Consider the following 26,668-nt stretch of genomic DNA (forward strand, 5'->3'; position numbering starts at 1 on the left):
AGCCTGTTGTGAATTCAAAAATGGTCATCACCAACTCCTGCCTGATCCTGGTATTGGGATTGTTTTCAATCGATCTGTACAACCCGGCCTTGCCCGAAATCGCACGGGTATTTTCGGTGACGGACGCACAGTCCCAAAGCCTGGTGGTTTTCTATCTTGCAGGTTTTGCACTGTCGCAACTGGTGTATGGGCCGATCTCCGATAGAAAAGGGCGGGTGCCGGTGATTATGGTGTCCCTGGCCCTTGGCGCCTTGGGCAATTACTTGACGTCGACGGCAGACAGTATCCAGGCGCTCTATCTATTTCGTTTGTTGACCGGCATCGGTGCTGGCGGTTGCCCCGTAATAAGCCGGGCAATCTTGAGCGACACGTTCAAGGATAAAACCGAACTGTCCAAGTCACTGACAGTTTTTTCCATGGCGTCCCAGGTTTCGCCAGCGATTGCGCCCGTGCTGGGTGGCTTTATTACTGCAGCGCTACCCTGGCAATACAACTTCTACGCCCTCACCTTGATCACGCTGCTTGGCGCGGTATTTATCAAAGCTACATTGGTTGAAACGGCTCCACTCCACGGTGTGCCTGCCAAGCGGCTCGAGGGCTTCAAGGTGCTGCTACGGGACTTCAACTTCATGGTCTACAGCCTGGTTTCCGCGGTGCTGTTTGCGATCACCATCGGCTATTTCACCGCCAGTCCGTTTATTTACCAGCTGCAGTTCCATCTGGAGAGCCAGGAGAACGGCCTGCTATTCGTTGGCTACTCTGCGGGTATTGTCCTGGGGTCTTACCTGACCAAGCGTTTCTTGAATCGCTACTCGCCTGAGCGGATCCTGATGGCGTCCCTGGTTGCGCTGACGGGGTTGGCAGCGCTTGCGCCGCTGGTGCTCCAGGCATTCAACCTGGTCACGGCGCCGGCGATAGTGGTGTACGGCTTTTTGGTTGCCCTTGGCTGTGGGCTGTCCTCACCGCTGCTGTTGGGGATCAGTTTGCATGGCCAGGCCAAACACGCCGGCACCGGGAGTGCACTGCAGGGGGCTATCAAGATGGCCGGCGCTGCATTGGCGCTGTACTTTTTCTCTGAGGGGCACACCAGTACGGCGATGGGACTGATGCTGGGGATTTTGGTCATGGCGTTGTTTTGCCTGTTCGCCATCGCCCTGGCCCAGCGTATTGCCAGCAGGTCTGTGGCAACCGCCTGAAAAGGAGCGAGGGCGTAACGCTCTCGCCCACGGTCCTTTACCTGCCAGGTTACAGCGCGAACTGCGCGAAGCTCACACCCGCACCCGCCGGGCGCACATCCTTGAGGAACGAATCCTTGTCGGCGCTCAGCTCCAGGGTAATCTCCGGCTTGCGCTTGCCCGCATTGCGCACCACCAGGCCTTCGAGTTTTTCGCGCAGGAACACGGTCGGCACCTTCAGGTGCAGCAACTGGTCGGTCTCGGCGTTGTGCATCAACAGGTGGAGCCACTCGTACTGGCCCACGGCAATCCGCGCCACTGGCAGGTCGAACCACCAGATGTTGCGTTTGCGGTCCAGGTCGGTGAAGTGGCAGTTGTTGACGCCGAGTACGGCACCGCCCAGTTCCTGGTTTCTACGGGCAATGGCCTGCGCTTTATTGAGTTTCATAATCTTCCTACGGGATCTGTTATTCAGCCGTGTAGCCTGAATGTGCCGGGCATTCTCGTGGGTTGGGGGCAAAACATAAAGCCAAACCTGCAAAGGCTGATGAAATGCCCGGGGAAAATAATTGAAACTCTGCCGAACGGCCTTGGGTCAATCATCAGGTAGTGACCAAAACCATTGATTGTTATCAGGAGTAATACCATGGGCAGCACTTCCGATAAGGTAAAAGGCATGGCTAACGAGGCGGCCGGGAACGTCAAGCAAGGCGTCGGCAAGGCCACAGATAACGACAAGCTGCGTGCTGAAGGCGTGGTCCAAGAGAAAAAAGGCGAAGCGCAGCAAGCAGTGGGCAAGACCAAGGACGCGGTAAAAAAAGCCACTGAATAAGGTGTGGTGCTGGTTCTACCCGGCATTATGGCGGCCATCCACGGATGGCCGTTTTTATGTGAGCGGTTGCAACTAAACTTTTGAAATTGTTTCAAAGTCGCCAAATGGGCTACCTTGATGTAGAAAACGGACCCTGAGTCGCCCACGAACTCACCCTCTTTGCGGCGAAAGGAGACGCTATGATTTTTCCGGTACTCGAAGGTCTCAAGCTGCACAAGGTGCTGGTACGCACCGTCAAGGAATTCGTCGATGACGAGATGCCTACCTACGCCTCGGCATTGGCCTACCAGATGCTGTTCTCGTTGTTTCCCTTCCTGCTGTTCCTCATTGCCCTGATCGGTTTCCTGCACCTGCCGGACTTCTTTACCTGGCTGCGCCTGCAATCGGAACTGGTGTTGCCGCCCCAGGCGCTGGAGCAGGTCAACCCGGTGATCGACCAGTTGCAGCAGTCCAAGGGCGGCCTGCTTTCGGTGGGTATCGTCATCGCGCTGTGGACCGCCTCTGCAGGCGTACGCCTGATGATGAGTGCGATGAACGCGGCCTACGACGTGGTCGAGGGGCGGCCGATCTGGAAGCGCTTCCCTCTGTCGATTTTCTACACCGTGGGTATCGCCGGCATGTTGCTGGCCGCCGCGGCGTTGATGGTGCTTGGCCCGCAGGTCATGGAGTGGCTCGCAGGGCAGATCGGCATGCAGGAATTCGTCGTCACCCTGTGGACTATCCTGCGCTGGCCGCTGATCGTGATCCTGCTGATGTTCGCCGTGGCCCTCATGTACTACGTGATGCCGGATGTGGAGCAGGAGTTTCGCTTCATTACCCCAGGTTCGGTATTGGCCGTGGTGGTGTGGATCGTGGCTTCCCTTGGCTTTGGCTATTACGTGAAGACCTTCGCCGACTACAACGCCATGTATGGCAGTATCGGTGCGATCATTGTCCTGCTCCTGTACTTCTATATTTCCGCCGCCGTATTGCTGCTGGGGGCGGAGATGAATGCCGTGATCGAACATATGTCGGCCGAAGGCAAGGACCCAGGTGAAAAGGAATTCGACGAACCCAGCCACACCAGTGAAAAACAACACGTCTCGGGCCTAGGCCGGGACCACTCCAAGCCCACCCCTGATGAAGTGCCAGAGCGATGATCCGTGAAATCCTGAAAATGGGCGATGAGCGCCTGCTGCGTATCGCCTCGCCGGTGCCGCCGGAAATGTTCGACAGCCCCGAACTGTGGCAACTGATCGATGACATGTTCCAGACCATGGAGCACGTGGGTGGGGTTGGCCTGGCCGCGCCGCAGATTGGCGTCGACCTGCAGCTGGTGATCTTTGGCTTCGACGCCAGCGAGCGCTACCCGGACGCACCGCCGGTGCCGCAGACCATCCTGATCAACCCACTGATTACCCCGCTGAGCCCGGTGCTGGAAGAGGATTACGAGGGGTGTTTGTCGGTGCCCGGCTTGCGTGGAGCGGTGAACCGTTATCAGCAGATCCGCTACGAAGGTTTCGATCCCAAGGGCGAGCCAATCGTACGTTTCGCCGATGGTTTTCATGCGCGGGTGGTGCAGCATGAATGCGATCACCTGATCGGTCGCTTGTACCCATCGCGGATCACCGATTTCAGCAAGTTCGGGTTTATCGAAGTAATGTTCCCGGAAATGGACCCAACGGCTGACGAATAAACACCAGGCTACCTGAGGTCCCAATGTGGGAGGGGGCTTGCTCCCGATAGCGGTGGACCGGTCGATATTTCAGCGACGGACACTCCGCCATCGGGAGCAAGCCCCCTCCCACATTTTTGTCCTGCATCATTCAGGTGATTGAGAACCCCATCGCAATCATCGGCTTGTTCCGCTTGTAGCGCACCAACCGCTCACTGAGCGATTGCGGCAATACCGTGTCCTGGCTGAAACCCATACGCTGATACACCCCCTCCAGATCCGGATGGCACAGCAGCCACACCGTACCCTCCACCTCAGCCACCGCCTGTTGAATCAAGCGCGCCGCCAGCCCCTGGCCGCGATAGGCCGGGTCGACAAACACGCCGGTCAGCCACTGCCCACCCACCACCGGGCTCAGGCATAGCCCTGCCACGATCGCGCTGTCGCGTGCCACCCACAAGCGTCCACCCTTGAGGGCCTTCATCGAGGAATTGTGGCTGCGGTAAAACTTGTTCAACAGCGGCCACAGGGGCTCTGCCAGCGGTTCGATGTGCAATTCGGGCATGGTCTTCTGGCCAGCATTATCAAGGGCCGGGGATTATAAGCGCCTTCTGCCGGGCAATAGGTGGTATACCCAGTGCTACATCCCCGTTCAGTTGAGTACGCATCATGGCCAAAGGTATGGATTCAAAGAAAGCCGCGAAGAAAAAACCGGCAAAGACCGCCGATGAAAAACGCGCTGACAAAAAGGCCAAGAAATCCGACACCGGCCTGTTCGGTCACTGAGTCACCCGCTGTCGGTGCCCAAGGCCAGCACCGCCGGCGGCGGTGCTCCTATCTCAACTCATGGATGTTCGACAGCCAGTGCCGCAACCACTGCGGGCCGTGCGCCTACGCGCTGTTGAAACGCCGCCAGTGCCGGCCACTCACGCAGATCAATGGCGTGCACGGCGGCCCAGCGCAGCACCACGAACAGGTAGGCATCTGCTACCGAATAGTGCGAGCCCAATAGGTAATCCTGACGCTCAAGGGTTTGCACCAGAATCGCAAAACGCTTGAACAGCGTGGCCCGGAACTGGGCTTTCACCTCTCCCTGGATCGCGGCGTTGAAAAACACCGCGAGCCCGCCATGCACTTCGCTGGCAATGAAATTCAACCACTCCTGCAAGCGCACGCGCTCCCAGCTGCCATTGGTCGGGGCCAGGTGGGCGTCGGGTTTCAGATCGGCCAGGTATTGCAGGATCGCACTGGCTTCGGTCAGCACCTGGCCATTGTCCAGTTGCAGTGCGGCCACATAGCCTTTGGGGTTGATCAGCAGGAAGTCTTCGCCGTTGGCGGTGATCTTGGCCTGGTTATCGACGCGCACCAGGTCGAAAGGCAAGGCCAATTCGCGCAAGACGATATGGGGCGCGAGCGAGCAGGCATCGGGGGAAAAATACAGTTTCATGGCGGGCCTCTGTGTAGGATTTGCGCCAGTCTCCGGGGCATGGCACCGTGGGTAAAATTAAACCTTCAGGCCCCACCCATAAGGACAGCGACTGCCATGATGAACCTGATGCACTGGCGCCTGCTGGTGGCCGTGGCCGATCACGGCAGCATCACCGCCGCCGCCGAACGCGTGGGCATGACCCAGTCCGCCGCCAGCCAGGCCATGGCGTCCATGGAGGCCACGCTGGGGGCGCAATTGTTCATCCGCGAACCGCGCAAGACGCTGCCCACTGCCCTCGGGTTGAGTGTGATCGAACAGGCGCGGGTGATGCTCGGTGCCTTGCAGGCGATTCGCAGCCGCGTCGACGAAGCCAGGCCCATGCTGCGTGGGAACCTGCGCATCGCCTGTTTCCCTCAGGTGCTGGCGAAGTTTCTGAGCCCCAGGTTGCAGCGTTTTGCGCAGCTCTATCCGGGAATTGAGGTCACCACCCTCGAAGTCACCGACAATGAAGTGACAGCCTTGCTCGACGCCGACCTGATCGACCTGGGGGTGGTGCTCAACCCAGGGCCCGGGTGCCAGGCAACGCCGCTGGGGCGGGACAATTGGCTGGCCGTGGTGCCGGCCCGGCATGCACTGGCCCAGCGTGCGGCGGGGGCCACGGTGAGCCTGGCGGAACTGCTTGAGCAGCCCTTCGTGCTTGCCACCGGCGGGTGCACTGCCAATGCCCGCAGCTTGGGTGTCGACGCCGGTCTGGCGTTGCGCGATGTGCGGGTGCAAGTGAGGGAATGGAGCAGCGCCTTCAGCCTGGTGCGCGAAGGCGTAGGCGTCACCCTGGTGCCGGAATCGACCTTGCCGGCCCAGCGCCAGGGCTTGCGCGTGATGCCTTTGAGCGTGCCGATACACCGCGAGTTCGCCCTGGTCAGCGCACCCGCCCGTACGCCTTCCGCCGCCGCCAGCGCCCTGCTGGCAATGCTGGCTGACTAGGAAGGCTCGCGGCATGGAGGCGGATACGATCCGTCAGCTCAACGCCACGCTTCAATTGCACTAACTGAAACCCTGCTGATCCCATGTGGAAGAAGATCAAAATGTGGGAGGGGGCTTAGATCGCCGCCAGGGTTTCTTTCACCGTCTGCGCCTGCGGGTCAGCAGACTTCGCCGCTACCTGCTGCGCTTGCTGCTGCTGGAGCCGCTCGGACACTTCCTTGGCAAAGGCATTTTGCTCTTCCACCGGCAGCGCGTTCAGCTGCTCCAACGTCAGCCCCCGTTCTTTGAGCAACTGGTCGCGGATGCGCTCGGCCGGGGTCTTGGTCATGTAATCGGTGAACTCACTGCGTGCTGAACCGGCGACGCTGGTCGCTGGCACATTGCTGTTCGACGCTGTGGCCTGCAACTGCACGCGAGTCTTGGCGAACGCCTCATCAATGCGATCGCCGGCCTTATCCAATGCCTTCTGCACGACCGGTACCGTGATGTTCTGCTGCGCAGTCTGCAGGGCACCGCTGTACAACGCGCTGGCGGCGGCGTTGGCGGGGTCCATGTCGGGTCGCTTGATCTGTTGGACGGTCGACATGGCTTGGGTGTTGTTGTTAACCAGCATGATCGGTCACCTGTGCAAATGGTCGGTGCCACAGCTTGAGCAAATAGCGTGCCGGGTATGCAAACCCCAATGTTTATTGAGAGTGGCTTTGCTGCCGCGGCAAGCATGCTGCCGCTGGCGGCCAAGCATTGCCGTCAGTGGGCGATATTTTCCAGCGCCAGGTTACGCGTACGCGGCCCGAACCAGCTGATGGTGATCATCACGATCAGCATGCTGCTGGCGATAAACGCCAGCACCCCTGGCGTACCCAGGTGTTCGAGGATAAAGCCGATCAACAAACTGCTGAACACCGTGGACAAGCGGCTGAACGAATAGCAGAACCCCACCGCCCGTGCGCGGATATTCGTGGGGAACAATTCGCTCTGGTACGAGTGATAACTGAAGCTCAGCCAGGCATTGCAGAAGGTGATCATCACCCCGCAGAACACCAGCCCCAATGCGCTGGTTTGCAGGGCGAACAGGCTGCCGAAGATCACCGCGCCCATGGCGGAACCGACGATCTGCCATTTGTTCTCAAAGCGGTTGGCCACTTTCACAAACAGCAAGGGGCCGAGCGGGTAGGCGAGGGTAATGATAAAGGCGTACATCAAGCTGTGGGTCACGCTCACGCCCTGACCCGACAACAGCGCTGGCAACCAATTGCCAAAGCCAAAAAAACCGATGGCCTGGAACACATGGAACACGATCAGCATCAAGGCGCGACGCCGGTACGGTGGTTGCCAGATATCAGCAAAACGGCCGCTGCCCTGCACGCTGACGGCTTCGGGCTCCGGCTCATCCAAGGGCTTGCCGTGATCTTTCAGGCAGCGTGCTTCCAGGCTATCCATAATCACACCGGCTTCTTCGAAACGGCCCTTCTGTGCCAGCCAGCGCGGCGATTCCGGCAGGCGCTTGCGCAGTTGCCAGATAAACAGCGCAAACACCGCACTGCTTAATACCACCCAGCGCCAGCCGGCGACGCCGAACGGCGCCTGGGGCACCAGCCACCACGACATCAAGGCCACCGCCGGTACCGACAGAAACTGAATGAAAAACGCAAAGGCAAACGCCGAACTGCGCATGCGCTTGGGCACCAGTTCCGAGAGGTAGGCATCGATGGTCACCAGTTCGATGCCCAGGCCGATGCCCACCACAAAGCGCATGCAGATAATGCCCAGGGCGGAGGTTTGTATACCCATCAGCACCGTGGCGACGGTGTACCAGATCAATGCAAAGGTGAAGATTGCCCGGCGCCCGAAGCGGTCGGCGATGGGGCTGAGCAGGCTGGCGCCGAGGAACAGGCCGAGGAAGGTCGCCGAGGCGAATGCGGCCTGGTCCGAAAAGCCAAACACGCCCTGGCTGCCGGTATGGAAAATTCCGTCGCTGATCAGGCCGGGGCTGATATAGGCGGTCTGGAACAGGTCATACAGCTCGAAAAAACCACCGATCGATAGCAGCGCCACTAGGCGCCAGATGGTGGCCACGGCGGGCAGGCGGTCGATGCGTGCACTGATATGGGCGGCGCGGAGCGGGTCGAGGCCTTCTGTGGTGGAGTGGGCGGGCATGGTGAAAACTCAGTAAGTGATGGGGGTTTCAAATATCTGGAACGCATCATCCTGCGGTTGGTAGCCCAGCACACGTGTGGTTTCGCTCAAATCCAGGCGCTTGAAGCGGTTGTTGGAAATACCGTGAGCGATCACGTGCTTCACGCCGACGACCTCCACTGAGCGTTGCAGCAGATGCACGGCATCCCGCGGGCTGAGCCACGCGCTGAGGTCGCGGGCGTTGTTCAGGTCGTGGGTTTCGGGGAATTCAAAAGCGCCGATGCGCAGGGCGATGGTCGACAGCGGCGTCTTGGCTGCGTAGTAGCCACACAACGCCTCGCCGTAGCATTTGCTCACGCCATACATATTCGCGGGCATCACCTGCATACCAGGGGTGATCTGCCGGTCCACCGGATAGCCTTCGATGGTTTGCGCGCTGCTGGCGAACACCAGGCGCTGCACGCCGGCAGCCACGGCGGCTTCGAACAGGTAGGTGGTGGCGAGGATGTTGTTGGGCAACAATTCGTCGAACGAGGCACTGGCGTGGGGGATGCCCGACAGGTGCACGATTACGTCGATGCCTTCGAGCAGGGTCGCCAGGCTGGATTTATCGCTGAGGTCGGCGTGTACGAAGCGGTGTCCACCCAGGTCGAAGTCCGGCGCGATGCGGTCGGTGAGGGTGAAGCGGTAGCGGTCTTGCGAGGCTTGGAAAAATGTCTTGCCGATTCTGCCGCAGGCGCCGGTGAGCAGTACGTTGAGTCCGTTCACGTGAGGTCCCTGTGCTTAGTTGTGGCCGTCGAGGGCGAAGGTTTTGAAACCGGCGTGTTGGCTGAGCCGCTGATAGTAGGCGGCAATGGCGGGGTAGGGTGGGCGCTGCATGGGTGTTGCCTGCCAGCGGTGTACCGAGAGGCCGATCAAAATGTCGGCGAGGGTGAATTCCTCGCCGGCCACATAGGCTCCGGTCTTGGCCAGCTGCTGTTCGAGAATGCCCATCTTGTCGTTCCATACCTGCACCGCGGCGGCGATCTGCGCAGCGTCCAGACCATCTGGGTTGTTGCGTACCAGTGCGGTAAAGGCGTCGCCCCAGGCGCGGTTCAATTCCGTGGCTTGCCAGTCAATCCACTGTTCGATACGGGCCCTGGGGGCGGGCTCGGTCGGTAGCAGGTCGTGACGTTGATACAGGCCGACGAGGTAGCGGCAGATGGTGTTGGATTCCCACAGCACGCCGTGGTCATCGATCAGCACCGGCACCTGCGCGTTGGGGTTCAGGGCGAGGAACTCGGTCGATTGGGTGGGTTTGAAGCCGATGCCCCAGTCTTCGCGCACATAGTCGATGCCCAGTTCCTGGCAGGTCCACAACACTTTGCGCACGTTGATGGAGGAAGTGCGGCCCAAGATTTTCAGTGAATGTCCCATGGTGCTTCCCTGGCGATGGAAAGTGGTCAATCTAGCAGGGCGCAAGCGGGCATGGTTAAAAAATGTGGGAGGGGGCTTGCTCCCGATAGCGGTGGGTCAGTCAACTTACAGATAGCTGACCCACTGCATCGGGAGCAAGCCCCCTCCCACATTTGGACCGAGTAAGGTCACAGCAGCGTGGTGTGTGCTGGTCCATGGCCTTGCCGAGCAGCGAGTTAAACGAGGGTGGCAGCTGTACGCAGGTTAGTAGACCGGTGGACACTCAAAGCCGGCGCACCCGAAAGTGCCCTACGCACAGCCGCCATTAACACAGGCAGACTTCTGATCGTTCCCACGCAGAGCGTGGGAACGAGCGGGTCAGGTGCTCTCCCGCACCTGCAACTCAAACCCCATATCCACCACCGGCTTGGCGATCTTGTTGCCCGCCATGATGGTCAACAAATGCTCCGCCGCCCTGCGGCCAATGGCTTCTCGTGGCGTGCTGATACTGCTCAGGCGCGGCACCATGAATGACGACGCGGGCAAGTCGTTGAAGCCCAGCACTGCGACACGCTCCGGCACCTTGATGCCGTGGCGCAGGGCTTCGAGCAGGGCGCCCTGGGCCAGGTCGTCGTTACCGAAGAAGATCGCATCCACATCCGGATGCGCTGCCAGCAATTGCAGGAACAGTTCGCCGCCCAGGCCCACTGAGGAGGGGCGGGGTGTCAAAAGCTCCAGCGCCGGGTCGTACATGCCCGCCTGCTGCAAGGCGCGGCGGAAACCTTCACCGCGCAACAACGTGCGCTGATCCAACTGCGCGCCAATGTAGGCCAGGCGCTTACGCCCCCGGGACAGCAAATGCGCCGCCGCCGTCTCGCCTGCGGCCAACTGTGAGAAACCCACGCAGTTCACCCCGGCATTGGGGTCCAGATCCATCATGTACACGCACGGCACATTGCTGGTCTCGACCATTCGTCGCGCGCTTTCGGTGCGGTCGAACCCGGTGAGCAGCAAACCCCGTGGCTGGTACGCCATGTAGTTGCGCAGCAGGTTTTCTTCTTCATCGCGCGAATAATGGGAGTTGCCGATCAGCACTTCGAAGCCCTTGGGCCGCAGTACTTGATGGATGGCCTCCAGGGTTTCGATAAACAACAGGTTGGACAGCGATGGCACCAGCACCACCACCGAATGGCTCTGTGCAGACGCCAACGCGCGGGCAGCGGGGTTGACCACATAGCTGAGTTCGGCGGCGGCCTGCTGGACTTTTTCCACCAGTTCGGTGGCGACGGTGCTGATACCGCGCAGGGCGCGGGAGGCGGTGATCGGGCTGACCCCGGCCAGGCGTGCAACTTCATTGAGGGTAGGGCGGCCCGTCGTGCGGGTATTTTTATCGTTCTTGGAGGTCATCAGGCGGCTTGCCAAACAAAAATCGAGGCACTAAGGTAGCGCTGTCTCCAAAGGGCTGCAAATTATTGAACCTAGGGTTGCCTGATCCGGTTCGAATGATTGGAGCAGATGCACGCGTCACTCCATAAAAATGACAAGTCGGCGCGGGAAAAGCCTGTCTTTTGCACTAGCCTTATAGCGTGCAAAGGTAGCGCTATCTGCGTCCTGAGGTGTTTCATGAGTCAACCTGTTACCGCCCTGGTCATCATGGGTGTTTCCGGCTGTGGCAAGTCCAGCGTCAGCCAAGCCCTGTGCCGCCTGAACGGCGCCACTGCCATTGAAGGCGACAGCTTTCACCCCGCCGCGAACATCGAAAAGATGAGCGCCGGCCACCCCCTTAACGACGACGACCGCGCCGGCTGGCTCGACATCCTGTGCGATGAACTGCGCCGCTCGCTCAGGGCGGGCGAGCATCCGGTGCTCACCTGTTCGGCCCTGAAAAAGAAATACCGCGACCACCTGCGCGAAGCCGCGCCGGGCCTGGGCTTTGTATTCCTGGAGCTGACCCGTGAAGTCGCCGCCGACCGTGTGTCCCACCGGCCCGGCCATTTCATGCCGGCCAGCCTGATCGACAGCCAGTTCGCCACCCTCGAATCGCCCAAGGGCGAGCCGCTGACCCTGGCGCTCAACGCCAGTGAAGACAGCGTTGAGGAACTGGCCGAGCAGACCAACGCCTGGTGGCTCAAGCACGGCTTTGAACCAACTCATTAATTTTTTGCCGGAAAAGATAGCGCTATCCCCGGCAGGAAATTCAACACCCGCTTTAATAACAACAACAAACAGGAGAGACCCCCCATGTTTGGCATGTCCCACGAGTCTTACCTGCTGCTAGATGCAGTGGTCACTATCATCGGGTTGATCGTTCTGATCACCAAGTTCAAGGTGCACCCGTTCATTGCACTGATCATCGCGGCCGGCTTCCTCGGCCTGACCTCGGGCATGCCCGTGGACAAGATCATCAAGGCATTCCAGGACGGTTTCGGCGGAGTGCTCGGCTTTGTCGGCATCATCCTCGCGCTGGGCACGATGCTCGGCAAAATGATGGCCGAATCCGGCGGTGCCGACCAGATCGCCCAGACCCTGATCCGGGCCTTCGGCAAAGAGAAAGTCCAGTGGGCCATGATGTTCGCCGCCTTCCTGGTGGGCATCCCGCTGTTCTTCGAGATCGGTTTTGTACTGCTGATCCCGCTGGTGTTTATCGTCGCGAGGCGTACTGGTGTGTCGCTGATCAAGATCGGCATCCCGCTGCTCGCCGGCCTCTCGGCGGTGCACGGCCTGGTACCACCGCACCCGGGCCCGCTGCTGGCCATCGGCGTGTTTGGCGCGGACATCGGCAAGACTATCCTGTACGGCCTGATCGTTGCGCTGCCGACGGCCATTATCGCCGGCCCGATCTTCGGTACCTTTATCGCCAAGTACATCCCGGGCAACCCGTCCCAGGAACTGGTCGATCAACTGGCCCGCGAGCCTGAAAACAAAGACCTGCCGAGCTTCAGCATTACCCTGGTCACCGTACTGCTGCCGGTGTTCCTGATGCTGCTGAAAACCTTTGCCGACATCGCCTTTGCCGAAGGCAACGTGGTGCGCAACTGGATGGACATGATCGGCCACCCGATCACCGCGCTGTTGCTGGCCTTGTTGTTGTCGCTGTACACCTTTGGCCATCGCCAGGGCATCCATTCCAAGCAGATCCTCAAGCTGCTCGACGCCAGCCTCGCACCGACCGCGGCGATCATCCTGATCATCGGTGCCGGTGGTGGCTTCAAGCAGATGCTGGTGACCAGCGGCGTGGGTGACGTGATCGGCCATATGGCGGTGAACGCGCAGATCAACCCGATCCTGCTGGCATGGCTGGTGGCGGCGGTGATTCGGATTGCCACGGGTTCAGCGACGGTCGCGACCATTACCGGCGCGGGCATTGTGGTGCCGGTGGTGGGGATGATTCCGGGGGTTAACCGCGAGTTGCTGGTGCTGGCGACGGGGGCGGGGTCGTTGATCCTGTCGCACGTCAACGATGCCGGGTTCTGGCTGGTCAAGCAGTACTTCAACATGACCGTGGCCGAGACGTTTAAGACCTGGACGGCGATGGAGACCATCCTGTCGATCGTGGCGCTGATCTTCATCATGTTGCTGTCGTTGGTGGTGTAAGCCACACCGCAAGACAAATGTGGGAGGGGGCTTGCCCCCGATAGCAGAGTGTCAGTCACTGCATCTGGTGACTGATCCACCGCCATCGGGAGCAAGCCCCCTCCCACATTTTGACCAGGTCAGGCTCAGGCTTTCGTGACCAGCCCATCCGCCCTGAACATCCCGCGAATCCCGCGCACTGCCTGGCGAATCCGGTCCTGGTTTTCGATCAGCGCAAAGCGCACATGATCATCCCCATACTCGCCAAAGCCGATCCCCGGCGAAACACACACCTTCGCTTCCAGCAGCAGTTTCTTGGCAAATTCCAGGGAACCCATGGCGGCATACTGCTCGGGAATTTTCGCCCAGACATACATCGACGCCTTCGGGTTCTCCACCATCCAGCCCAGCTCATGCAGGCCCTTGACCAGCACATTGCGGCGTTGGCGGTACTGCTCGGCGATGTCCTTGACGCACTGCTGGTCGCCTTCCAGCGCGGCAATGGCGGCCACTTGCAGCGGGGTAAAGGTGCCGTAGTCGTGGTAACTCTTGATCCGTGCCAGGGCGTTGACCAGTTCCGGGTTGCCCACCATGAAGCCGATGCGCCAGCCGGCCATGTTGTAGCTCTTGGACAGGGTGAAAAACTCCACCGCGATATCCTTGGCACCCGGCACCTGCATGATTGAGGGGGCCTTCCAGCCGTCGTAGACGATGTCGGCGTAGGCCAGGTCGTGAACCACCAGCACGTCGTATTGCTTGGCCAGGGCGATCACTCGCTCGAAAAAATCCAGCTCCACGCACTGTGCGGTAGGGTTTGACGGAAAACCCAGGATCATCATCTTTGGCTTGGGGATCGAGCCGCGAATCGCCCGTTCCAGCTCGGCGAAAAAGTCCACGCCAGGCACCAGCGGCACCGAACGCACCTGGGCGCCGGCAATCACGGCACCGTAGATATGAATCGGGTAGCTGGGGTTGGGCACCAACACGGTGTCGCCCTGGTCCAGGGTCGCCAGCATCAGGTGCGCCAGGCCTTCCTTGGAACCGATGGTGACGATGGCTTCCGACTCAGGGTCGATATCCACCTCGTAACGGTCCTTGTACCAGCGCGAAATCGCCCGGCGCAGGCGTGGAATGCCTTTGGAAGTGGAGTAGCCGTGGGTGTCGTCACGCTGGGCGACGGTGACCATTTTCTCCACGATATGCGCAGGCGTGGCGCCGTCGGGGTTACCCATGCTCAAGTCGATGATGTCTTCGCCGCGCCGACGCGCAGCCATCTTCAGCTCGGCAGTGATATTGAAAACGTAAGGGGGGAGTCGATCTATGCGCGCAAAGCGGCGCGGCGAACCTTGGTCGGCCATTGTTGCCTCGAGAGTACGTAAGCGCCCGGAACCGTCCGAGCGACGTCGGCCACTGCGGTGGCCTGCGGGGCAGACAATACGGGCGATGATGGCGTGTTGTCCAGATGGCGCGGGAAAAAATTGTACATGGAGCGCGACCGGGATATGCCCCTATACTCGATGCGGGTTTGTTCCCTCATAAGAAGGAGACTGTTCGTATGGATCAGCAGACAAAACAACCGTTGGAGCCACGCATGGAAGCCGGCAAAGCCCTGGTGATCGCCGGTGTACAAGGGCGTTATTCGAAGGCCACCGTGGGCGATATCCCCAAGTTATGGGAGTTGTTTGACACGTGCATTAAAGACATCAAGAAGCGCGTTGGCGGCGTGACCTACGGCGTTTGCCACAACCCCCACCACGGCGAGTTTGATTACATGGCCGGGGTAGAAGTCCCAGGCAAGGGCGATGTGCCGAGCAACTTTGAGTTCATCGAAATCCCGCCGCTCAACTATGCGGTGTTCCCGCATTACGGGCCGGTGCAGGCGCTTGAGCAAACCTACGAGCGCATTATGTTCGAATGGCTGCCGCACTCGGGCTACAAGGTGATGGGCGCGGATTTCGAGCGCTATAGCGCAGATTTTGACGCGAGAAAGGGCACGGGAGCGGTGGAGATCTGGTTGCCGGTTGGAGAGCGGGGCTGACGCTCGCCGATGTCATGTAAACACGACAGGCACGCGTCAACGTCGTGTTTGCGTGACATTACCGTTATGAATTGAAGATCCAACTCAACCGGCGCTCATACCCAACCTGTCCCTTGTACGCTTCGCCGCTGTCCACCCATCCAGCCCCCAGATACAGCCCCATTGCCGCCGGGTTGTGCGTGTCCACAGACAACTCCAACCCTTTGATCTGCGGCCACACCTCAAGCGCCAGGGTTGGCAGTGCCTGCAAACACGCCTTGCCGAACCCACGCCCTTGCTGATGCCGATCTACTTGCAACGCATGCAGTGTGGCGCAGTGTTCATCGGCCCAATGGGGCAGGCAGGGTGGGCGCTTGAGTAGGAGAAAGGCCACGGGGATATCATCGGCCAACAGCGCAAAACCTTTGACGCCAGGGCTCGGGTTGACCAGCAGCGTATTGAGGGCGCAATACATATCGCCGCAAAACGGCAGTTGTTCAGGATGAACTTCGATGGCGCTGACTTGCTGTTGTTGCACAGCATTGAGCGCCTCATAGGTAACAAGGCGGGTTTGCATCGGATTATCCGAACGGCTGCAATGAAGACTGCAGTCTATCGGGTTTGTGGCGGGGTAAATTATTTTTCCATGGCCTGTCGATTTGCCACAAGGCCGTTCGACTAAGGGTGTCTTCCGTGATTTTACAACCCAGGAGTCATCGCCATGAGTACTGCAATCAACACCCTGATCGAGCAATGGAAACAAGCCGTGGTATCCCAGGATATCGACAAGATTGTCAGCTTTTACGCCGACGATATCGTCGCGTTCGACGCGGTTGGCGCGCTGCAATTCAGAGGCAGGGAGGCCTATCGTGCACACTGGAAGGCGTGCATGGAACATTGCCCGGGCCCGGGCGTTTTCGAGTTTCATGAGTTGCGCATCAACCAGGCCCAGGACAGCGCCTTCGCCCACTGGCTCGCGCACTGCGGTGGCACCGGCCCGGATGGTGTACTCAAGACCTGCTGGATGCGCGTCACCGCCGCTTACCAGCGTATCGATGGCCAATGGAAAGTGGTGCATGAGCACTGGTCGGCGCCGTTCGATATGCAAAGCGGCACGGCGCTGTTCGACCTGAAACCTTGAGCACGGCGAACTATAGTCAGGAGGCCGAAAACGGAGAGCATCATGAAATACCTGTGCCTGATCTACAGCGACGAACAGCTGTTGCACACCTCGCCCGACAGCCCTAGGGACCCGGAGTGTCTTGCCTACGCCGAGGCCATCCAGGCCAGCGGACGCATGCTTGCCGCCGAGCCGCTGCAGCCGGTCAATACTGCCACCACCGTGCGCATGCGCAATGGCCAGGTGTCGATCACCGACGGGCCATTTGCCGAAACCAAGGAGCAGCTTGCCGGGTTCTACCTGATCGAGGCCAAGGACCTCAATGAAGCGTTACAGGTGGCCGGCGGCATTCCAGCGGCCCGGGTCGGCAGTGTGGAAGTACGCCCCGTACGTGAATTGAACCTAGCTTAATGACGCTCAATGGCCAGGTCGAAGCGGTTTACCGCAGCGAGTCACGGCGTGTGCTTGCGACGCTGATTCGTGTGCTGGGTGATTTCGACTTGGCCGAGGAGGCGCTGCACGAGGCATTTTTCGTCGCCGTGCAGCGCTGGCCCGAGGATGGTGTGCCGGATAATCCACGGGCCTGGCTGGTATCAACCGGTCGCTTCAAAGCCATCGACCGTCTACGTCGCCAGGCGCGGTTTACCCCGTTGCTGCAAGAGCAGGCCGACACACTGGAAGCGGCGCAGTGGAGTGATGAAGACGTGGAAGACGATCGCCTGCGCTTGATCTTTACCTGCTGCCACCCGGCGTTGGCGCCCGATGCCCAGGCGGCGCTGACCTTGCGCGAGATCTGCGACCTGAGTACCGAGGCCATTGCCCACGCGTTTCTCGCCACACCCACCACCATCGCCCAGCGCATCGTGCGTGCCAAGGGCAAGATCCGTGAAGCGAAAATCCCCTATCAAGTGCCGTCCCGTGCCGAGTTGCCCGAGCGCCTGGACAGCGTGCTGCGGGTGATTTACCTGGTGTTCAACGAAGGCTACTCGGCCTCCACAGGCACCGATCTCACCCGTGAAGACTTGACCGCGGAGGCCATTCGCCTGGGCCGCTTGCTGATGGAGTTGCTACCGGAGCCGGAAGTCATGGGCTTGCTGGCGTTGATGCTGCTGCACGAATCGCGCCGCCCGGCACGCACCTCGGCCAGCGGTGAGTTGGTGCTGTTGGATGCCCAGGACCGTGCGCTGTGGGACAGGGCATTGATGGCTGAAGGTTGCGCATTGGTGGAGCGGGCGCTGACCACGCGACGCTTCGGGCCGTATTGCCTGCAAGCAGCGATTGCGGCGGTGCACGCCGAGGCGCCGAGTGCCGAGGAGACTGATTGGCGGCAGATTGTGGGGCTTTACGATGTATTGCTCAGGGCCATGCCATCGCCGGTGATCGAGTTGAACCGTGCGGTAGCGGTGGCGATGGAACAGGGACCGACGGCTGGATTGACGTTGGTGGACAGCATTTTGCAACGCGATGAGTTGCAGGATTATCACTTGGCGCATTCGGCGCGTGGGGAGTTTTGCCGGCAGTTGGGGCGGGTTGAAGAGGCCCGTGCAGCTTACGAAAAAGCCCTGTCCCTGACCCAGCAAACCCCGGAAAAACGCTTCCTGGAGCGACGCCTGGCCGAACTCAAATCCCCCAGACAATGAAGCTCCAAATGTGGGAGGGGGCTTGCCCCCGATTGCGGTGTGTCAGGTAAAGATTAGCTGACTGACACTCAGCTATCGGGAGCAAGCCCCCTCCCACATTTGGACATCATTGTTCTCACTGGCTCAATCGAGCATCTGTCCCAGCAACCAACTCCCCGCCGGCCCCGGCGGATGCTGGCGCGACCATAACGCATCCACCGTCACCGAGCGTGGCCAGCCACGCACCCTCAGCTCCTGCAGGCTGCCATTGCCAAAACGTTCCACCAGCCAGCGGGGCAGGGGCGCCCAGCCGAAACCCAACTGCGCCATTTCCATCAGCATCAGGTAACTGGCTGCCGACCAGACCCGCCCGGCAGCGCGATTGTCATAGGGTTTGACGATGCTCGCCAGGCGCAATTCCCGATGCTGTTTCAATGCCTGCTGGTCAACCTTTTCCAGCCTGGCCAAGGCATGCTGGGGGGAAACGAACAGGGCCGTTTCGGTACGTTCCTCGACCGGCGAATGGGTCAAGTCCGGCGGGTACTCCTCCTGCTGCTCGATAAATGCGATTTGCGCCCGGCCACTTTGTACAAGGTCGATCAGGTCATCGCACTCGGCAATCAGCCATTCCAGTTCCAGGTCCGGATAACGTTCGGCAAACGCGATGATGGTGGTTTCGAAGCGCTGCGATTGGTAGGTGTCTGACATGGCGATGGTCAGCTTCGGTTCCAACCCCGTGGCCAATTGGCTCGCCGTCAATTCCAGGCGGCTGCTGGCCTCCAGCACCTGCTCGGCGCGTTGCAGCAGTACATGGCCTGCCGGGGTCAATGTCGGTTTGCGGCTGCTGCGGTCAAACAGCACTACATCCAAGTCAATCTCAAGGCTGGCCACCGCCGCGCTGACGGTGGACTGGCTCTTGCCCAGCTTGCGCGCTGCTGCGGAAAACGAACCTTGGGTAGCAGCCTGGACGAACGCCTGGAGCACTTCATGGGAGGCCACGACTATCGCCCTGATCGATGGTTATTGGTTATGAAGTATCGAGACAAAGCCTGATCATGGCAACCCTCGTCACTCACGGAGCCGGGTCATGACCCCTACCAAATCCATTACTGAACGTGTTTTACAAGCCCTTGGGTTCGAAGGGCTGGCCTTGTTGATCTGTACGCCGTTGCTGATGTGGGTCACCGGCAGGCCGGCGCTGGAGATGGGCGCCGTTACCTTGGGCATCAGCCTGCTGGCCTTGAGCTGGAACGTTATTTTCAACAGCCTGTTCGACCGCCTTAAAACACGCCTGCAACTGGTCAATGGCGGTTGGACCCGGGTGTTGCACGCGCTGCTGTTCGAAGGCGGCCTGATCCTGATGGCGGTGCCGTTGATTGCCGCCTTGATGAAGATCAGCCTGCTGGAGGCGTTCATCCTCGACATCGGCGTGCTGTTGTTCTTCCTGCCGTATACCTATGTGTACCACTGGGGTTATGACGTACTGCGCGAAAAAATCGCCAACAAAACCCCAGTCACCCTGTAGGCGTTTGTCGCCTACAGGAACATCCCCCCCGACGCCTCGATCCGCTGGCCGGTGATCCAGTTGCTGCCATCGGCCAGCAAGCTCGAAATCGCCCCGCCAATATCGTCCGGCAAGCCGACACGGCCCAGGGCGGTATTGTTGGCAACCATCGTATTCAGATCGGTGTTATCGCGCACTGCGCCGCCGCCGAAGTCGGTGGCAATCGCGCCCGGTGCCAGGGTGTTCACGGTAATACCGCGTGGGCCCAGCTCCTTGGCCTGGTAGCGCGAAAGCACTTCAATGGCGCCCTTCATCGACGCGTACGCGGCATAGCCCGGCAGGCTGAACCGCGCCAGGCCGCTGGAAATATTGATGATGCGCCCACCGTCGCTGATCAGCGGCAGCAGTTTCTGCGTGAGGAAAAACGGCGCCTTCAAGTGGATCGCCACCAACTGGTCGAACTGTGCTTCGGTGGTCTCGGCAAAGCTGGCGTGGGCGCCGATCCCGGCGTTGTTGATCAGGAAGTTGAAGTGATCCTGGGCGAAAACCTCCTTGAGCAGTGCGCCGACCTGGGCGACGAAGCCATCGAAGCTTGCGCTTTGGCTAACGTCCAGTTGCAGCATGGCGGCGCGGCCACCCAATGCCTGCACTTGGGCAATCACCGCTTGGGCTTCGGCCGCTGCGCTGTGGTAAGTGCCGATGATGTCTACGCCTTGCGCAGCCAGGTGCAGTGCGGCGCTTTTGCCCAGGCCGCGGCTGGCGCCGGTAATAAGTGCGATTTTACGGGTCATGGTGCAGTCCTCAGGTGGGGTCAGTGGGACTGAGTGTATTTGTCCGGTCATAACGTGATAAACAGGCGGATATCGGAATCACTGGCCGGATAAGGCGAACAATCCCATGAACAAGCTTGAGTTACTGCGCACCTTCGTGCGCGTCACTGAGTTGTCGAGTTTTACCCAGGCCGGCCAGAGCCTGGGCCTGCCGCGCTCTACGGTGTCCGAGCACGTGCAGGCGTTGGAGGAACTGCTCGGTGCGCGGCTGCTGCAACGCACCACGCGCAAGGTGCAGGCGACCCAGGATGGTCGTGTGTTGTACGAGCGCAGCAAGGATCTGCTGGCGCATATGGAAGAGCTGGAAGGTTTGTTCCGCCAGGACGAAGCCCAATTGGCCGGGCGCATACGGGTGGACATGCCCAATGTCATGGCGCGGGGCTTGATCCTGCCGAACTTGCCCACGTTCATGGCACGCCATCCGCTTATCGACATGGAGATCAGCGGCTCGGATCGCCAGGTGGACCTGATCGCCGAAGGTTTCGACTGTGTCGTGCGCGTCGGTGCCCAGCCCGATCAAACTGTGGTGGCGCGACGGGTGTGCAGCATGCCGATGGTCAACTGCGTGAGCCCGGTGTACCTGCAACGTTATGGCGTGCCGCAGACTCTGGCTGACCTGGCAAATCACCAGTTGGTGCATTACGTACGTCCCCTGGGCGCCCGCTCGGCAGGGTTTGAATACATGGTGGGCAACAAGGTGCAACGGTTGCCGATGGCAGGAAGGGTGACCGTCAACAGCACCGATGCTTATCAGTCGGCGTGCCTGGGTGGGTTTGGCATTACCCAGGTGCCCCAACTGGGGATCCGCGATCTATTGGCCAGCGGCGAGTTGGTGGCGGTACTGCCGGATTACCAGGCACCGCCCCTGGACGTGTATTTACTGTATGCCGGCCAACGGCATTTGCCGCTGCGGGTGCGGGTGTTCATAGACTGGTTGACCGAGACCCTGGTGACCCATCTTTAACGGCGCGCCGACAACTGCTGCGGCGCCAGGAATGCATCGTGGAAGTAATCGCGGAACGCCTGCATCGCCGGGGTGAATGCGCGCTCGCGGTGCCAGGCCAGGCCGACGCTCATGGGCGTCACCGGGTCGGTCACGGCCAGTGTCTCGATACGCTTGCCTTCCAGGGACCAGGGCCGGTGCACCAGGTCCGACAGGATCGCCACGCCGCTGCCATTGGCAACCATGCTGCGTACCGCCTCTACCGAGCTGGTGCGCAGGCGCACCTTGGGTGTTTGCCCGGCCTGTTCCCAGTAGCGCATGGCGCTGTGTTCGGCCTCATCGACGGTGAGCAGGATGTACGGCTCTTGCGCCACATCCGCCAGGCTCACGGCACCGCGTTCACACAATGGGTGATGGCTGGGCAGCCACAGGCGGCGTTCGGAGTTGAACAGGATTTCAGAGACGATATCCGCGTGGGTGAGGTTGGCGGTGAGCACCACGGCCATGTCGAACTGGCCGTCAAGCAGGCCGTGTTCGATGGCCTGGCGCTCCTGCTCGAACACTTCGATGGTCACGTCCGGATGCCAATGCTCCATGCGCTGCAAATGGTGCGGCAGGAAATAACCCAGCACCGTGTAGCTGGCCGCTACGCGCAATACGCCACTGGCGCGGTAGTCCGGCAACGGGCTGTTGAGGGCGTCATCCACGCTGCGCACAATCACGTAGGCGCGGTTGAGAAAATGCCGCCCGGCGTCGGTGAGGTTCATGCCCTGGGCCGAGCGCACGAACAACTGCACGCCAAGCATGGCTTCCAACTCCTTGATCGCCGTAGTCACCGCCGATTGGGAAATATTCAGGTGAATTGCTGCCTGGGAAATCTGGCCAATTTCCGCAGTGGCGACGAAATAGCGAACCTGGCGCAAGGTGAGGGACATGGGTGATATCTGATTTTCAGAAGATGGGTCATCTGATAATAGATCTTCCCAAGGGGTCAAGCCCAGCCTACTTTCCTGGCATCACCTTCGGCGGAGCAACTTCGATGCAGGCAGTGGATTTCAATTCAGACATGGGCGAAGGCTTTGGCCCCTGGACCATCGGCGACGGCGTCGATGCAGAACTGATGGCCTATATCAGCTCGGCCAACATCGCCACCGGCTTTCACGCCGGCGATCCCGGCACCATGCGCCGCACCGTCGAGCGCGCCAAGCAACTGGGGGTGGCCATCGGCGCGCACCCGGGCTTTCGTGACCTGGTGGGTTTCGGTCGTCGGCATATCAATGCACCGGCCCAGGAGTTGGTGGACGACATGCTCTACCAGCTCGGCGCCCTGCGCGAAATTGCTCGTGCCCAAGGCGTCCACTTGCAACATATCAAGCCCCATGGCGCGCTCTACATGCACCTGGCTCGCGATGAAGAAGCCGCACGGCTGCTGGTGCAGAACCTGCAGATCCTCGAGCCGACGCTGTTGCTGTATTGCATGCCCAACTCGGTGATCTGGCGCATTGCCAAGGAACTGGGCCAGCCTGTGGTACGCGAGTTCTATGCCGACCGCGAGTACGATTTGAGCGGCTCCATCGTCTTTACCCGCCAGGTTCGGGCGCTGGATCCTGCCACTGTCGCAGCGCGTGTCCTGCGTGCCTGTCAGACCGGGCTTGTACGTACCGTGGAAGGCGAAGACCTGTTGATCGAATTTGATTCCATCTGCCTGCACAGCGACACCCCCGGTGCCCTGGAACTTGTGGAAGCGACCCGTGAAGTCTTGGACCGTGCGGGCATCGACGTCAGGCCACCCCAATAAGATCGCCTCATCACTTTTTTGCCTGCCTTTCTACAATGATTCCAAGAGGAACAGACATGGCTGAAATGTCCCCCATCCGCTACAGCTTCGGCGCTGATGAACACCTGTTTGCCGAGGTCAGCGACAGCATGTCCCTGCAGGCCTTCTTCAAGGGCATGGCGGTAACCCGCGCCGTGGAGCGTATGGCACTGGAAGGCGTTCTGGATGTGTGCCTGGCCAATGCATCGTTCCAGATTCGTTTTGACCCCGACCGCATCGCGCCCCATGTACTGCTCGACGCGGTACAAAGCGCCGAGGCCCAGGCCGTGACCGAGCGCACCTTGCACACGCGCATCATCGAAATCCCGGTGCTCTATAACGACCCCTGGACCCATGAAACCCTGATGCGCTTTCGTGACCGCCACCAAGACCCCAGCGGCACTGACCTGGAGTACGCCGCACGCATCAATGGCCTGGCCGACGTGGACGCGTTTATCACCGCCCACAGTGGCGCACCGTGGTTTGTGTCGATGGTCGGCTTTGTCGCGGGCTTGCCGTTCATGTTCCAAATGGTCGAGCGCGAGCGACAATTGCAAGTGCCCAAGTATCTGCGGCCACGCACCGACACGCCCAAGTTGACCCTGGGCCATGGCGGCTGCTTTGGGTGTATCTATTCGGTGCGCGGCGCGGGGGGCTACCAGATGTTTGGCGTCACCCCTGCACCGATCTACGACCCGGCCCAGCAACTGGCGTACCTCAAGGAACACATGGTGTTTTTCCGGCCCGGCGATATCGTGCAGTTCAAGCCCATGGACCGTGAGGCTTACGACCTGGCCGTCGCCGAGGTGGAAGCAGGGCGTTTCGATTTGCGCATCCGCCCGGTGGAGTTTTCCCTCGATGCGTTTCTTGCCGACCCCATCGGCTATCCAAAAACCCTGCAGGAGGCGCTGGCATGATCAAGGTCCTCAAACCCGGCCTCGCCACCTCCGTGCAGGACCTCGGCCGCGAAGGCTATTACCACCTGGGCATTCCGCCCTCGGGTGCGCTTGACCAGTACGCGCTGAGCGCGGCCAACCACCTGGTGGGTAACCCCGTGGGTGCGGCTGGCCTGGAATGCACGCTGATTGGGCCTGAGCTGGAGTTCCAGCAGGACGCGTTGGTGGCGTTGAGCGGCGCCTTGATGTCGCCGCGCCTGGACGGTGAAGTGGTGCACCAGGACACCGCCTTCGCCGTGCGTGCCGGGCAGGTGCTGCGCTTTGAGTTTCCCAAGGCAGGCGCGCGTACTTACCTCGCCGTTGCCGGAGGCATCGACGTGCCGTTGGTGCTCGGCAGTCGCTCCACTTATACCCTTGGCGCCCTCGGTGGGTTTGACGGGCGGCGCTTGCAGGAGGGGGATCAGTTGCCCATCGGCACGGCCAGCGGTAATGGACGTGCGGGTAACAGCTTGCCGATGGCGTTGCGTCGTTCGGTGGGCGGCGATGTGACCTTGCGCGTGGTGCCGGGCCTGTATTACGAGCGCTTGACCGACGGCGCGAAAAGCAGCTTTTTTGCCGAGCCGTGGACGGTCGGCTCCGAGGCGGATCGCATTGGCTATCGCTTCAAGGGCGGCAGCGCGTTGAGCTTCCAGCCGCGGGAGCAGCCCTTTGGCGCTGGCTCCGATCCGTCGAATATCGTCGACAGTTGCTACCCGATTGGCTCGATTCAAGTGCCTGCTGGGCTTGAACCCATTGTGCTGCACCGCGATGCGGTGTCGGGCGGTGGCTACGCGATGATTGGCACGGTGATCAGCGCCGACCTGGATTTGATCGGGCAGATGCAGCCGAACCAGCGGGCAGGGTTTGTGGCGGTGACACTGGAGCAAGCGTTGGAGGCGCGGCGGGTCTACAAGAAGCGCTTGAAGGCCATGGCTGGACTCTTCACACCCTGAAGAAACACCGCCCCTCCTACATTTCGACCTTCTGTGTGTCAGAACAGCTGGGTGAACAGCCAGTACAGGCTACCCGACAGTAAAATCGCCGCCGGCAATGTCAGCACCCACGCCATCAGCAAATTGCGGATGGTCTTCATCTGCAAACCCCCGCCGTTGGCCACCATGGTCCCGGCCACCCCCGAGGACAGCACATGGGTGGTCGACACCGGCAGCCCGAACATATCCGCCGCGCCGATGGTCAGCATCGCCACCGTCTCGGCCGACGCGCCCTGGGCGTAAGTCAGGTGGGTCTTGCCGATCTTCTCGCCCACCGTTACCACGATGCGCCGCCAGCCGACCATGGTGCCCAGGCCCAGGGCAATGGCCACGGCGATCTTCACCCACAGCGGGATAAAGCGCGTGGCGTTGTCGATCTGTTGCTTGAACAGTTGCAGCTTGCCTTGGGTATCGGCGTCGAAGTTGCCGACCTTGCCCTTATCCATCAGGCGAATGGTTTCGCTGGTCAGGTACATGTCGTTACGCACGTTGCCGACGGCTTCGGCCGGTACGGCGGCGAGGGAGCCATAGCTTTTCACTTCTTCGCCGATATGGCCGGTAATGGCGGCGAGGGCGGGCACCAGTTCCGGCGTGGCTTCCTTGGTGCGCACGTAGGTCGACAAGGTGGTGCGAGAGTCGCTCGGTGCCGGCTGCGGTGCTGCCTTGACCAAGGCAACCTGCGTCACTTGCGCAACTGCCGCGAACTGCAGCGACTGGTCCGCAGGCATGGTGCGGTTCAGCGCATAGGCCATCGGCAAAGTACCCACCAGGATCAGCATGATCAGGCCCATGCCTTTTTGCCCATCGTTGGAGCCGTGAGCGAACGACACACCAGTGCAGGTGGCAATCAGCATGCCGCGAATCCACCAGGGCGGCGGCGTGTCGCCTTTGGGTGCCTTGTACAGCGCGCGGTTTTTCACGAAGGCGCGCAGGGCCAGTAACAGCAAGGCGGCGAACGCGAAGCCGATCAACGGCGACAACAGCAAGGCATAGCCGATCTTGATCGCCTGGCTCCAATCCACACCGCTGGTGCCGTCACGCCCGTGCATCAGGGCGTTGGCCACGCCGACGCCGATGATCGAGCCGATCAGGGTGTGGGAGGACGAGGCCGGCAGCCCCAGCCACCAGGTGCCGAGGTTCCACAGAATTGCGGCGATCAGCAAGGCGAAGATCATGGCGAAACCGGCGGAGGAACCCACCTGCAAAATCAGCTCCACCGGCAGCAGGGCAATGATGCCGAACGCCACCGCGCCACTGGAAAGCAACACCCCGAGGAAATTGAAAAATCCCGACCACACCACCGCAAACTGCGGCGGCAACGAGTTGGTGTAGATCACCGTCGCCACCGCATTGGCGGTGTCGTGGAAACCGTTGACGAATTCGAAACCCAATGCGATCAACAGCGCCACGCCGAGCAACAGGAACGGCGTCCAGGTGGTGAGCTGGGCGCCCATTTCGTGCATGTCGTGCATCAGGCTGTAGGCGGTGAACAACAGGCCCATGGCAAGTACGGCGAAGAACATGATCACCGTCAACAAGCCTGGTCTTGTGTCCGACCGGGGTTGGGAGGCGGGTAAAGCGTGGGGGGAGGCAGTCAGGGAAGGGGTGGCCATGCCGGAGCATCCAGTGTGAGGAGGATGGCCTTAATGATCATTGCAAAATATTACAGCGATGCTGCGGCAGGTCAGTGTTTTCGGAAATCGAGTGCACCGCC

At 60.6% G+C, this 26,668-nt stretch carries 30 protein-coding genes; 16 read left to right on the forward strand and 14 right to left on the reverse strand.

The window, feature by feature from the left end; genetic code table 11:
* Window positions 1-8 precede the first annotated feature (8 nt).
* A complete protein-coding gene (locus NMB39_RS06330) occupies window positions 9-1,196 on the forward strand; it encodes a multidrug effflux MFS transporter (RefSeq protein WP_057023847.1) in 1,188 nt (395 codons plus the stop codon).
* A 49-nt stretch (window positions 1,197-1,245) separates the two neighbouring features.
* On the opposite strand, the gene NMB39_RS06335 is transcribed toward NMB39_RS06330, so the two are convergent.
* Entirely contained in the window at window positions 1,246-1,623 is a 378-nt protein-coding gene (locus NMB39_RS06335; protein ID WP_057023848.1) for a hypothetical protein, read from the reverse strand.
* 198 nt (window positions 1,624-1,821) lie between these two features.
* On the opposite strand from NMB39_RS06335, the gene NMB39_RS06340 reads away from it, so the two are divergent.
* The 3 genes from NMB39_RS06340 (at window position 1,822) to def (ending at window position 3,682) form a co-directional block, all read left to right on the forward strand.
* Window positions 1,822-2,007 carry a CsbD family protein gene (locus tag NMB39_RS06340; protein ID WP_057023849.1) on the forward strand — a complete coding sequence of 62 codons (186 nt, stop codon included), beginning with the start codon at window positions 1,822-1,824 and terminating at the stop codon, window positions 2,005-2,007.
* A gap of 179 nt (window positions 2,008-2,186) precedes the next feature.
* Complete coding sequence (locus tag NMB39_RS06345) at window positions 2,187-3,146, forward strand: YihY/virulence factor BrkB family protein (RefSeq protein WP_057023850.1); 960 nt, start codon at window positions 2,187-2,189, stop codon at window positions 3,144-3,146.
* Complete coding sequence (gene def / locus NMB39_RS06350; protein WP_057023851.1) at window positions 3,143-3,682, forward strand: peptide deformylase; 540 nt, start codon at window positions 3,143-3,145, stop codon at window positions 3,680-3,682. Before NMB39_RS06345 ends, def begins: the two co-directional genes overlap by 4 nt.
* A gap of 130 nt (window positions 3,683-3,812) precedes the next feature.
* Here the strand turns inward: def and NMB39_RS06355 are convergent, their stop codons facing one another.
* Entirely contained in the window at window positions 3,813-4,226 is a 414-nt protein-coding gene (locus NMB39_RS06355; protein ID WP_057023852.1) for a GNAT family N-acetyltransferase, read from the reverse strand.
* Window positions 4,227-4,505: 279 nt separating this feature from the next.
* Window positions 4,506-5,108, reverse strand: a complete 603-nt coding sequence (gene gstA / locus NMB39_RS06360; protein WP_057023853.1) for a glutathione transferase GstA — start codon at window positions 5,106-5,108, stop codon at window positions 4,506-4,508.
* A gap of 96 nt (window positions 5,109-5,204) precedes the next feature.
* Here gstA and NMB39_RS06365 point away from each other — a divergent pair, with 96 nt between their 5' ends.
* Window positions 5,205-6,074, forward strand: coding sequence for a LysR family transcriptional regulator (locus NMB39_RS06365; RefSeq protein ID WP_057023854.1), 870 nt, complete (start codon window positions 5,205-5,207; stop codon window positions 6,072-6,074).
* Between the two features lie 115 nt (window positions 6,075-6,189).
* On the opposite strand, the gene NMB39_RS06370 is transcribed toward NMB39_RS06365, so the two are convergent.
* The 5 genes from NMB39_RS06370 to gntR all read right to left on the reverse strand — a co-directional run bounded on the left by NMB39_RS06370 (window position 6,190) and on the right by gntR (window position 11,015).
* Window positions 6,190-6,687 (reverse strand): hypothetical protein, encoded by a 498-nt coding sequence (locus tag NMB39_RS06370; protein WP_057023855.1) that lies wholly within the window; start codon window positions 6,685-6,687, stop codon window positions 6,190-6,192.
* 134 nt (window positions 6,688-6,821) lie between these two features.
* The gene (locus tag NMB39_RS06375; RefSeq protein WP_057023856.1) at window positions 6,822-8,231 is read right to left on the reverse strand and encodes an MFS transporter; all 1,410 of its coding nucleotides are present in this window, start codon (window positions 8,229-8,231) and stop codon (window positions 6,822-6,824) included.
* Between the two features lie 9 nt (window positions 8,232-8,240).
* Window positions 8,241-8,978 carry an NAD-dependent epimerase/dehydratase family protein gene (locus NMB39_RS06380; RefSeq protein ID WP_057023857.1) on the reverse strand — a complete coding sequence of 246 codons (738 nt, stop codon included), beginning with the start codon at window positions 8,976-8,978 and terminating at the stop codon, window positions 8,241-8,243.
* 15 nt (window positions 8,979-8,993) lie between these two features.
* Window positions 8,994-9,626, reverse strand: coding sequence for a glutathione S-transferase family protein (locus NMB39_RS06385; RefSeq protein WP_057023858.1), 633 nt, complete (start codon window positions 9,624-9,626; stop codon window positions 8,994-8,996).
* A 357-nt stretch (window positions 9,627-9,983) separates the two neighbouring features.
* On the reverse strand, window positions 9,984-11,015 hold the full coding sequence (gene gntR / locus NMB39_RS06390; protein WP_164484858.1) for an HTH-type transcriptional regulator GntR: 1,032 nt from the start codon (window positions 11,013-11,015) through the stop codon (window positions 9,984-9,986).
* Between the two features lie 213 nt (window positions 11,016-11,228).
* Here gntR and NMB39_RS06395 point away from each other — a divergent pair, with 213 nt between their 5' ends.
* Both NMB39_RS06395 and NMB39_RS06400 read left to right on the forward strand, forming a co-directional pair.
* Window positions 11,229-11,762: a gluconokinase gene (locus tag NMB39_RS06395; protein ID WP_057023860.1), complete on the forward strand. Its 534-nt coding sequence runs from the start codon at window positions 11,229-11,231 to the stop codon at window positions 11,760-11,762.
* An 84-nt stretch (window positions 11,763-11,846) separates the two neighbouring features.
* On the forward strand, window positions 11,847-13,199 hold the full coding sequence (locus tag NMB39_RS06400; RefSeq protein WP_032902782.1) for a GntP family permease: 1,353 nt from the start codon (window positions 11,847-11,849) through the stop codon (window positions 13,197-13,199).
* Between the two features lie 125 nt (window positions 13,200-13,324).
* On the opposite strand, the gene alaC is transcribed toward NMB39_RS06400, so the two are convergent.
* A complete protein-coding gene (alaC, locus tag NMB39_RS06405; RefSeq protein WP_034115676.1) occupies window positions 13,325-14,536 on the reverse strand; it encodes an alanine transaminase in 1,212 nt (403 codons plus the stop codon).
* Window positions 14,537-14,733: 197 nt separating this feature from the next.
* Here alaC and NMB39_RS06410 point away from each other — a divergent pair, with 197 nt between their 5' ends.
* The gene (locus NMB39_RS06410; protein WP_056847666.1) at window positions 14,734-15,216 is read left to right on the forward strand and encodes a GyrI-like domain-containing protein; all 483 of its coding nucleotides are present in this window, start codon (window positions 14,734-14,736) and stop codon (window positions 15,214-15,216) included.
* Between the two features lie 64 nt (window positions 15,217-15,280).
* On the opposite strand, the gene NMB39_RS06415 is transcribed toward NMB39_RS06410, so the two are convergent.
* Window positions 15,281-15,772: a GNAT family N-acetyltransferase gene (locus NMB39_RS06415; protein WP_494339520.1), complete on the reverse strand. Its 492-nt coding sequence runs from the start codon at window positions 15,770-15,772 to the stop codon at window positions 15,281-15,283.
* Window positions 15,773-15,916: 144 nt separating this feature from the next.
* Here NMB39_RS06415 and NMB39_RS06420 point away from each other — a divergent pair, with 144 nt between their 5' ends.
* From NMB39_RS06420 to NMB39_RS06430, 3 genes are read left to right on the forward strand one after another with little or no spacing between them, the layout of a single operon-like run.
* On the forward strand, window positions 15,917-16,336 hold the full coding sequence (locus NMB39_RS06420; protein ID WP_494339519.1) for a YybH family protein: 420 nt from the start codon (window positions 15,917-15,919) through the stop codon (window positions 16,334-16,336).
* Window positions 16,337-16,378: 42 nt separating this feature from the next.
* Entirely contained in the window at window positions 16,379-16,726 is a 348-nt protein-coding gene (locus NMB39_RS06425; protein ID WP_057023862.1) for a YciI family protein, read from the forward strand.
* The gene (locus tag NMB39_RS06430; RefSeq protein WP_057023863.1) at window positions 16,726-17,955 is read left to right on the forward strand and encodes an RNA polymerase sigma factor; all 1,230 of its coding nucleotides are present in this window, start codon (window positions 16,726-16,728) and stop codon (window positions 17,953-17,955) included. Before NMB39_RS06425 ends, NMB39_RS06430 begins: the two co-directional genes overlap by 1 nt.
* A 123-nt stretch (window positions 17,956-18,078) precedes the next feature.
* On the opposite strand, the gene NMB39_RS06435 is transcribed toward NMB39_RS06430, so the two are convergent.
* On the reverse strand, window positions 18,079-18,933 hold the full coding sequence (locus tag NMB39_RS06435) for a LysR family transcriptional regulator (RefSeq protein WP_057023864.1): 855 nt from the start codon (window positions 18,931-18,933) through the stop codon (window positions 18,079-18,081).
* 88 nt (window positions 18,934-19,021) lie between these two features.
* Here NMB39_RS06435 and NMB39_RS06440 point away from each other — a divergent pair, with 88 nt between their 5' ends.
* Entirely contained in the window at window positions 19,022-19,459 is a 438-nt protein-coding gene (locus tag NMB39_RS06440; RefSeq protein ID WP_494339518.1) for a multidrug/biocide efflux PACE transporter, read from the forward strand.
* An 11-nt stretch (window positions 19,460-19,470) separates the two neighbouring features.
* Here NMB39_RS06440 and NMB39_RS06445 read toward each other — a convergent pair whose 3' ends face one another.
* Entirely contained in the window at window positions 19,471-20,229 is a 759-nt protein-coding gene (locus NMB39_RS06445) for an SDR family NAD(P)-dependent oxidoreductase (protein WP_198718964.1), read from the reverse strand.
* A gap of 106 nt (window positions 20,230-20,335) precedes the next feature.
* On the opposite strand from NMB39_RS06445, the gene NMB39_RS06450 reads away from it, so the two are divergent.
* Window positions 20,336-21,232 carry a LysR family transcriptional regulator gene (locus NMB39_RS06450; RefSeq protein WP_367236690.1) on the forward strand — a complete coding sequence of 299 codons (897 nt, stop codon included), beginning with the start codon at window positions 20,336-20,338 and terminating at the stop codon, window positions 21,230-21,232.
* On the opposite strand, the gene NMB39_RS06455 is transcribed toward NMB39_RS06450, so the two are convergent.
* Window positions 21,229-22,146, reverse strand: a complete 918-nt coding sequence (locus NMB39_RS06455; protein ID WP_494339517.1) for a LysR family transcriptional regulator — start codon at window positions 22,144-22,146, stop codon at window positions 21,229-21,231. The genes NMB39_RS06450 and NMB39_RS06455 overlap by 4 nt on opposite strands.
* A gap of 104 nt (window positions 22,147-22,250) precedes the next feature.
* Between NMB39_RS06455 and NMB39_RS06460 the strand changes: the two genes are divergently transcribed.
* From NMB39_RS06460 to NMB39_RS06470, 3 genes are read left to right on the forward strand one after another with little or no spacing between them, the layout of a single operon-like run.
* Window positions 22,251-23,009: a 5-oxoprolinase subunit PxpA gene (locus tag NMB39_RS06460; RefSeq protein ID WP_057023866.1), complete on the forward strand. Its 759-nt coding sequence runs from the start codon at window positions 22,251-22,253 to the stop codon at window positions 23,007-23,009.
* Window positions 23,010-23,065: 56 nt separating this feature from the next.
* Window positions 23,066-23,944, forward strand: coding sequence for a 5-oxoprolinase subunit B family protein (locus tag NMB39_RS06465; protein WP_124356234.1), 879 nt, complete (start codon window positions 23,066-23,068; stop codon window positions 23,942-23,944).
* The gene (locus NMB39_RS06470; protein ID WP_057023868.1) at window positions 23,941-24,915 is read left to right on the forward strand and encodes a 5-oxoprolinase subunit C family protein; all 975 of its coding nucleotides are present in this window, start codon (window positions 23,941-23,943) and stop codon (window positions 24,913-24,915) included. The genes NMB39_RS06465 and NMB39_RS06470 overlap by 4 nt, the downstream gene beginning before the upstream one ends.
* A gap of 38 nt (window positions 24,916-24,953) precedes the next feature.
* Here the strand turns inward: NMB39_RS06470 and NMB39_RS06475 are convergent, their stop codons facing one another.
* A complete protein-coding gene (locus NMB39_RS06475; protein ID WP_494339516.1) occupies window positions 24,954-26,567 on the reverse strand; it encodes an inorganic phosphate transporter in 1,614 nt (537 codons plus the stop codon).
* Window positions 26,568-26,668 lie beyond the last annotated feature (101 nt).

Source organism: Pseudomonas sp. FBCC-B545, assembly GCF_059134095.1.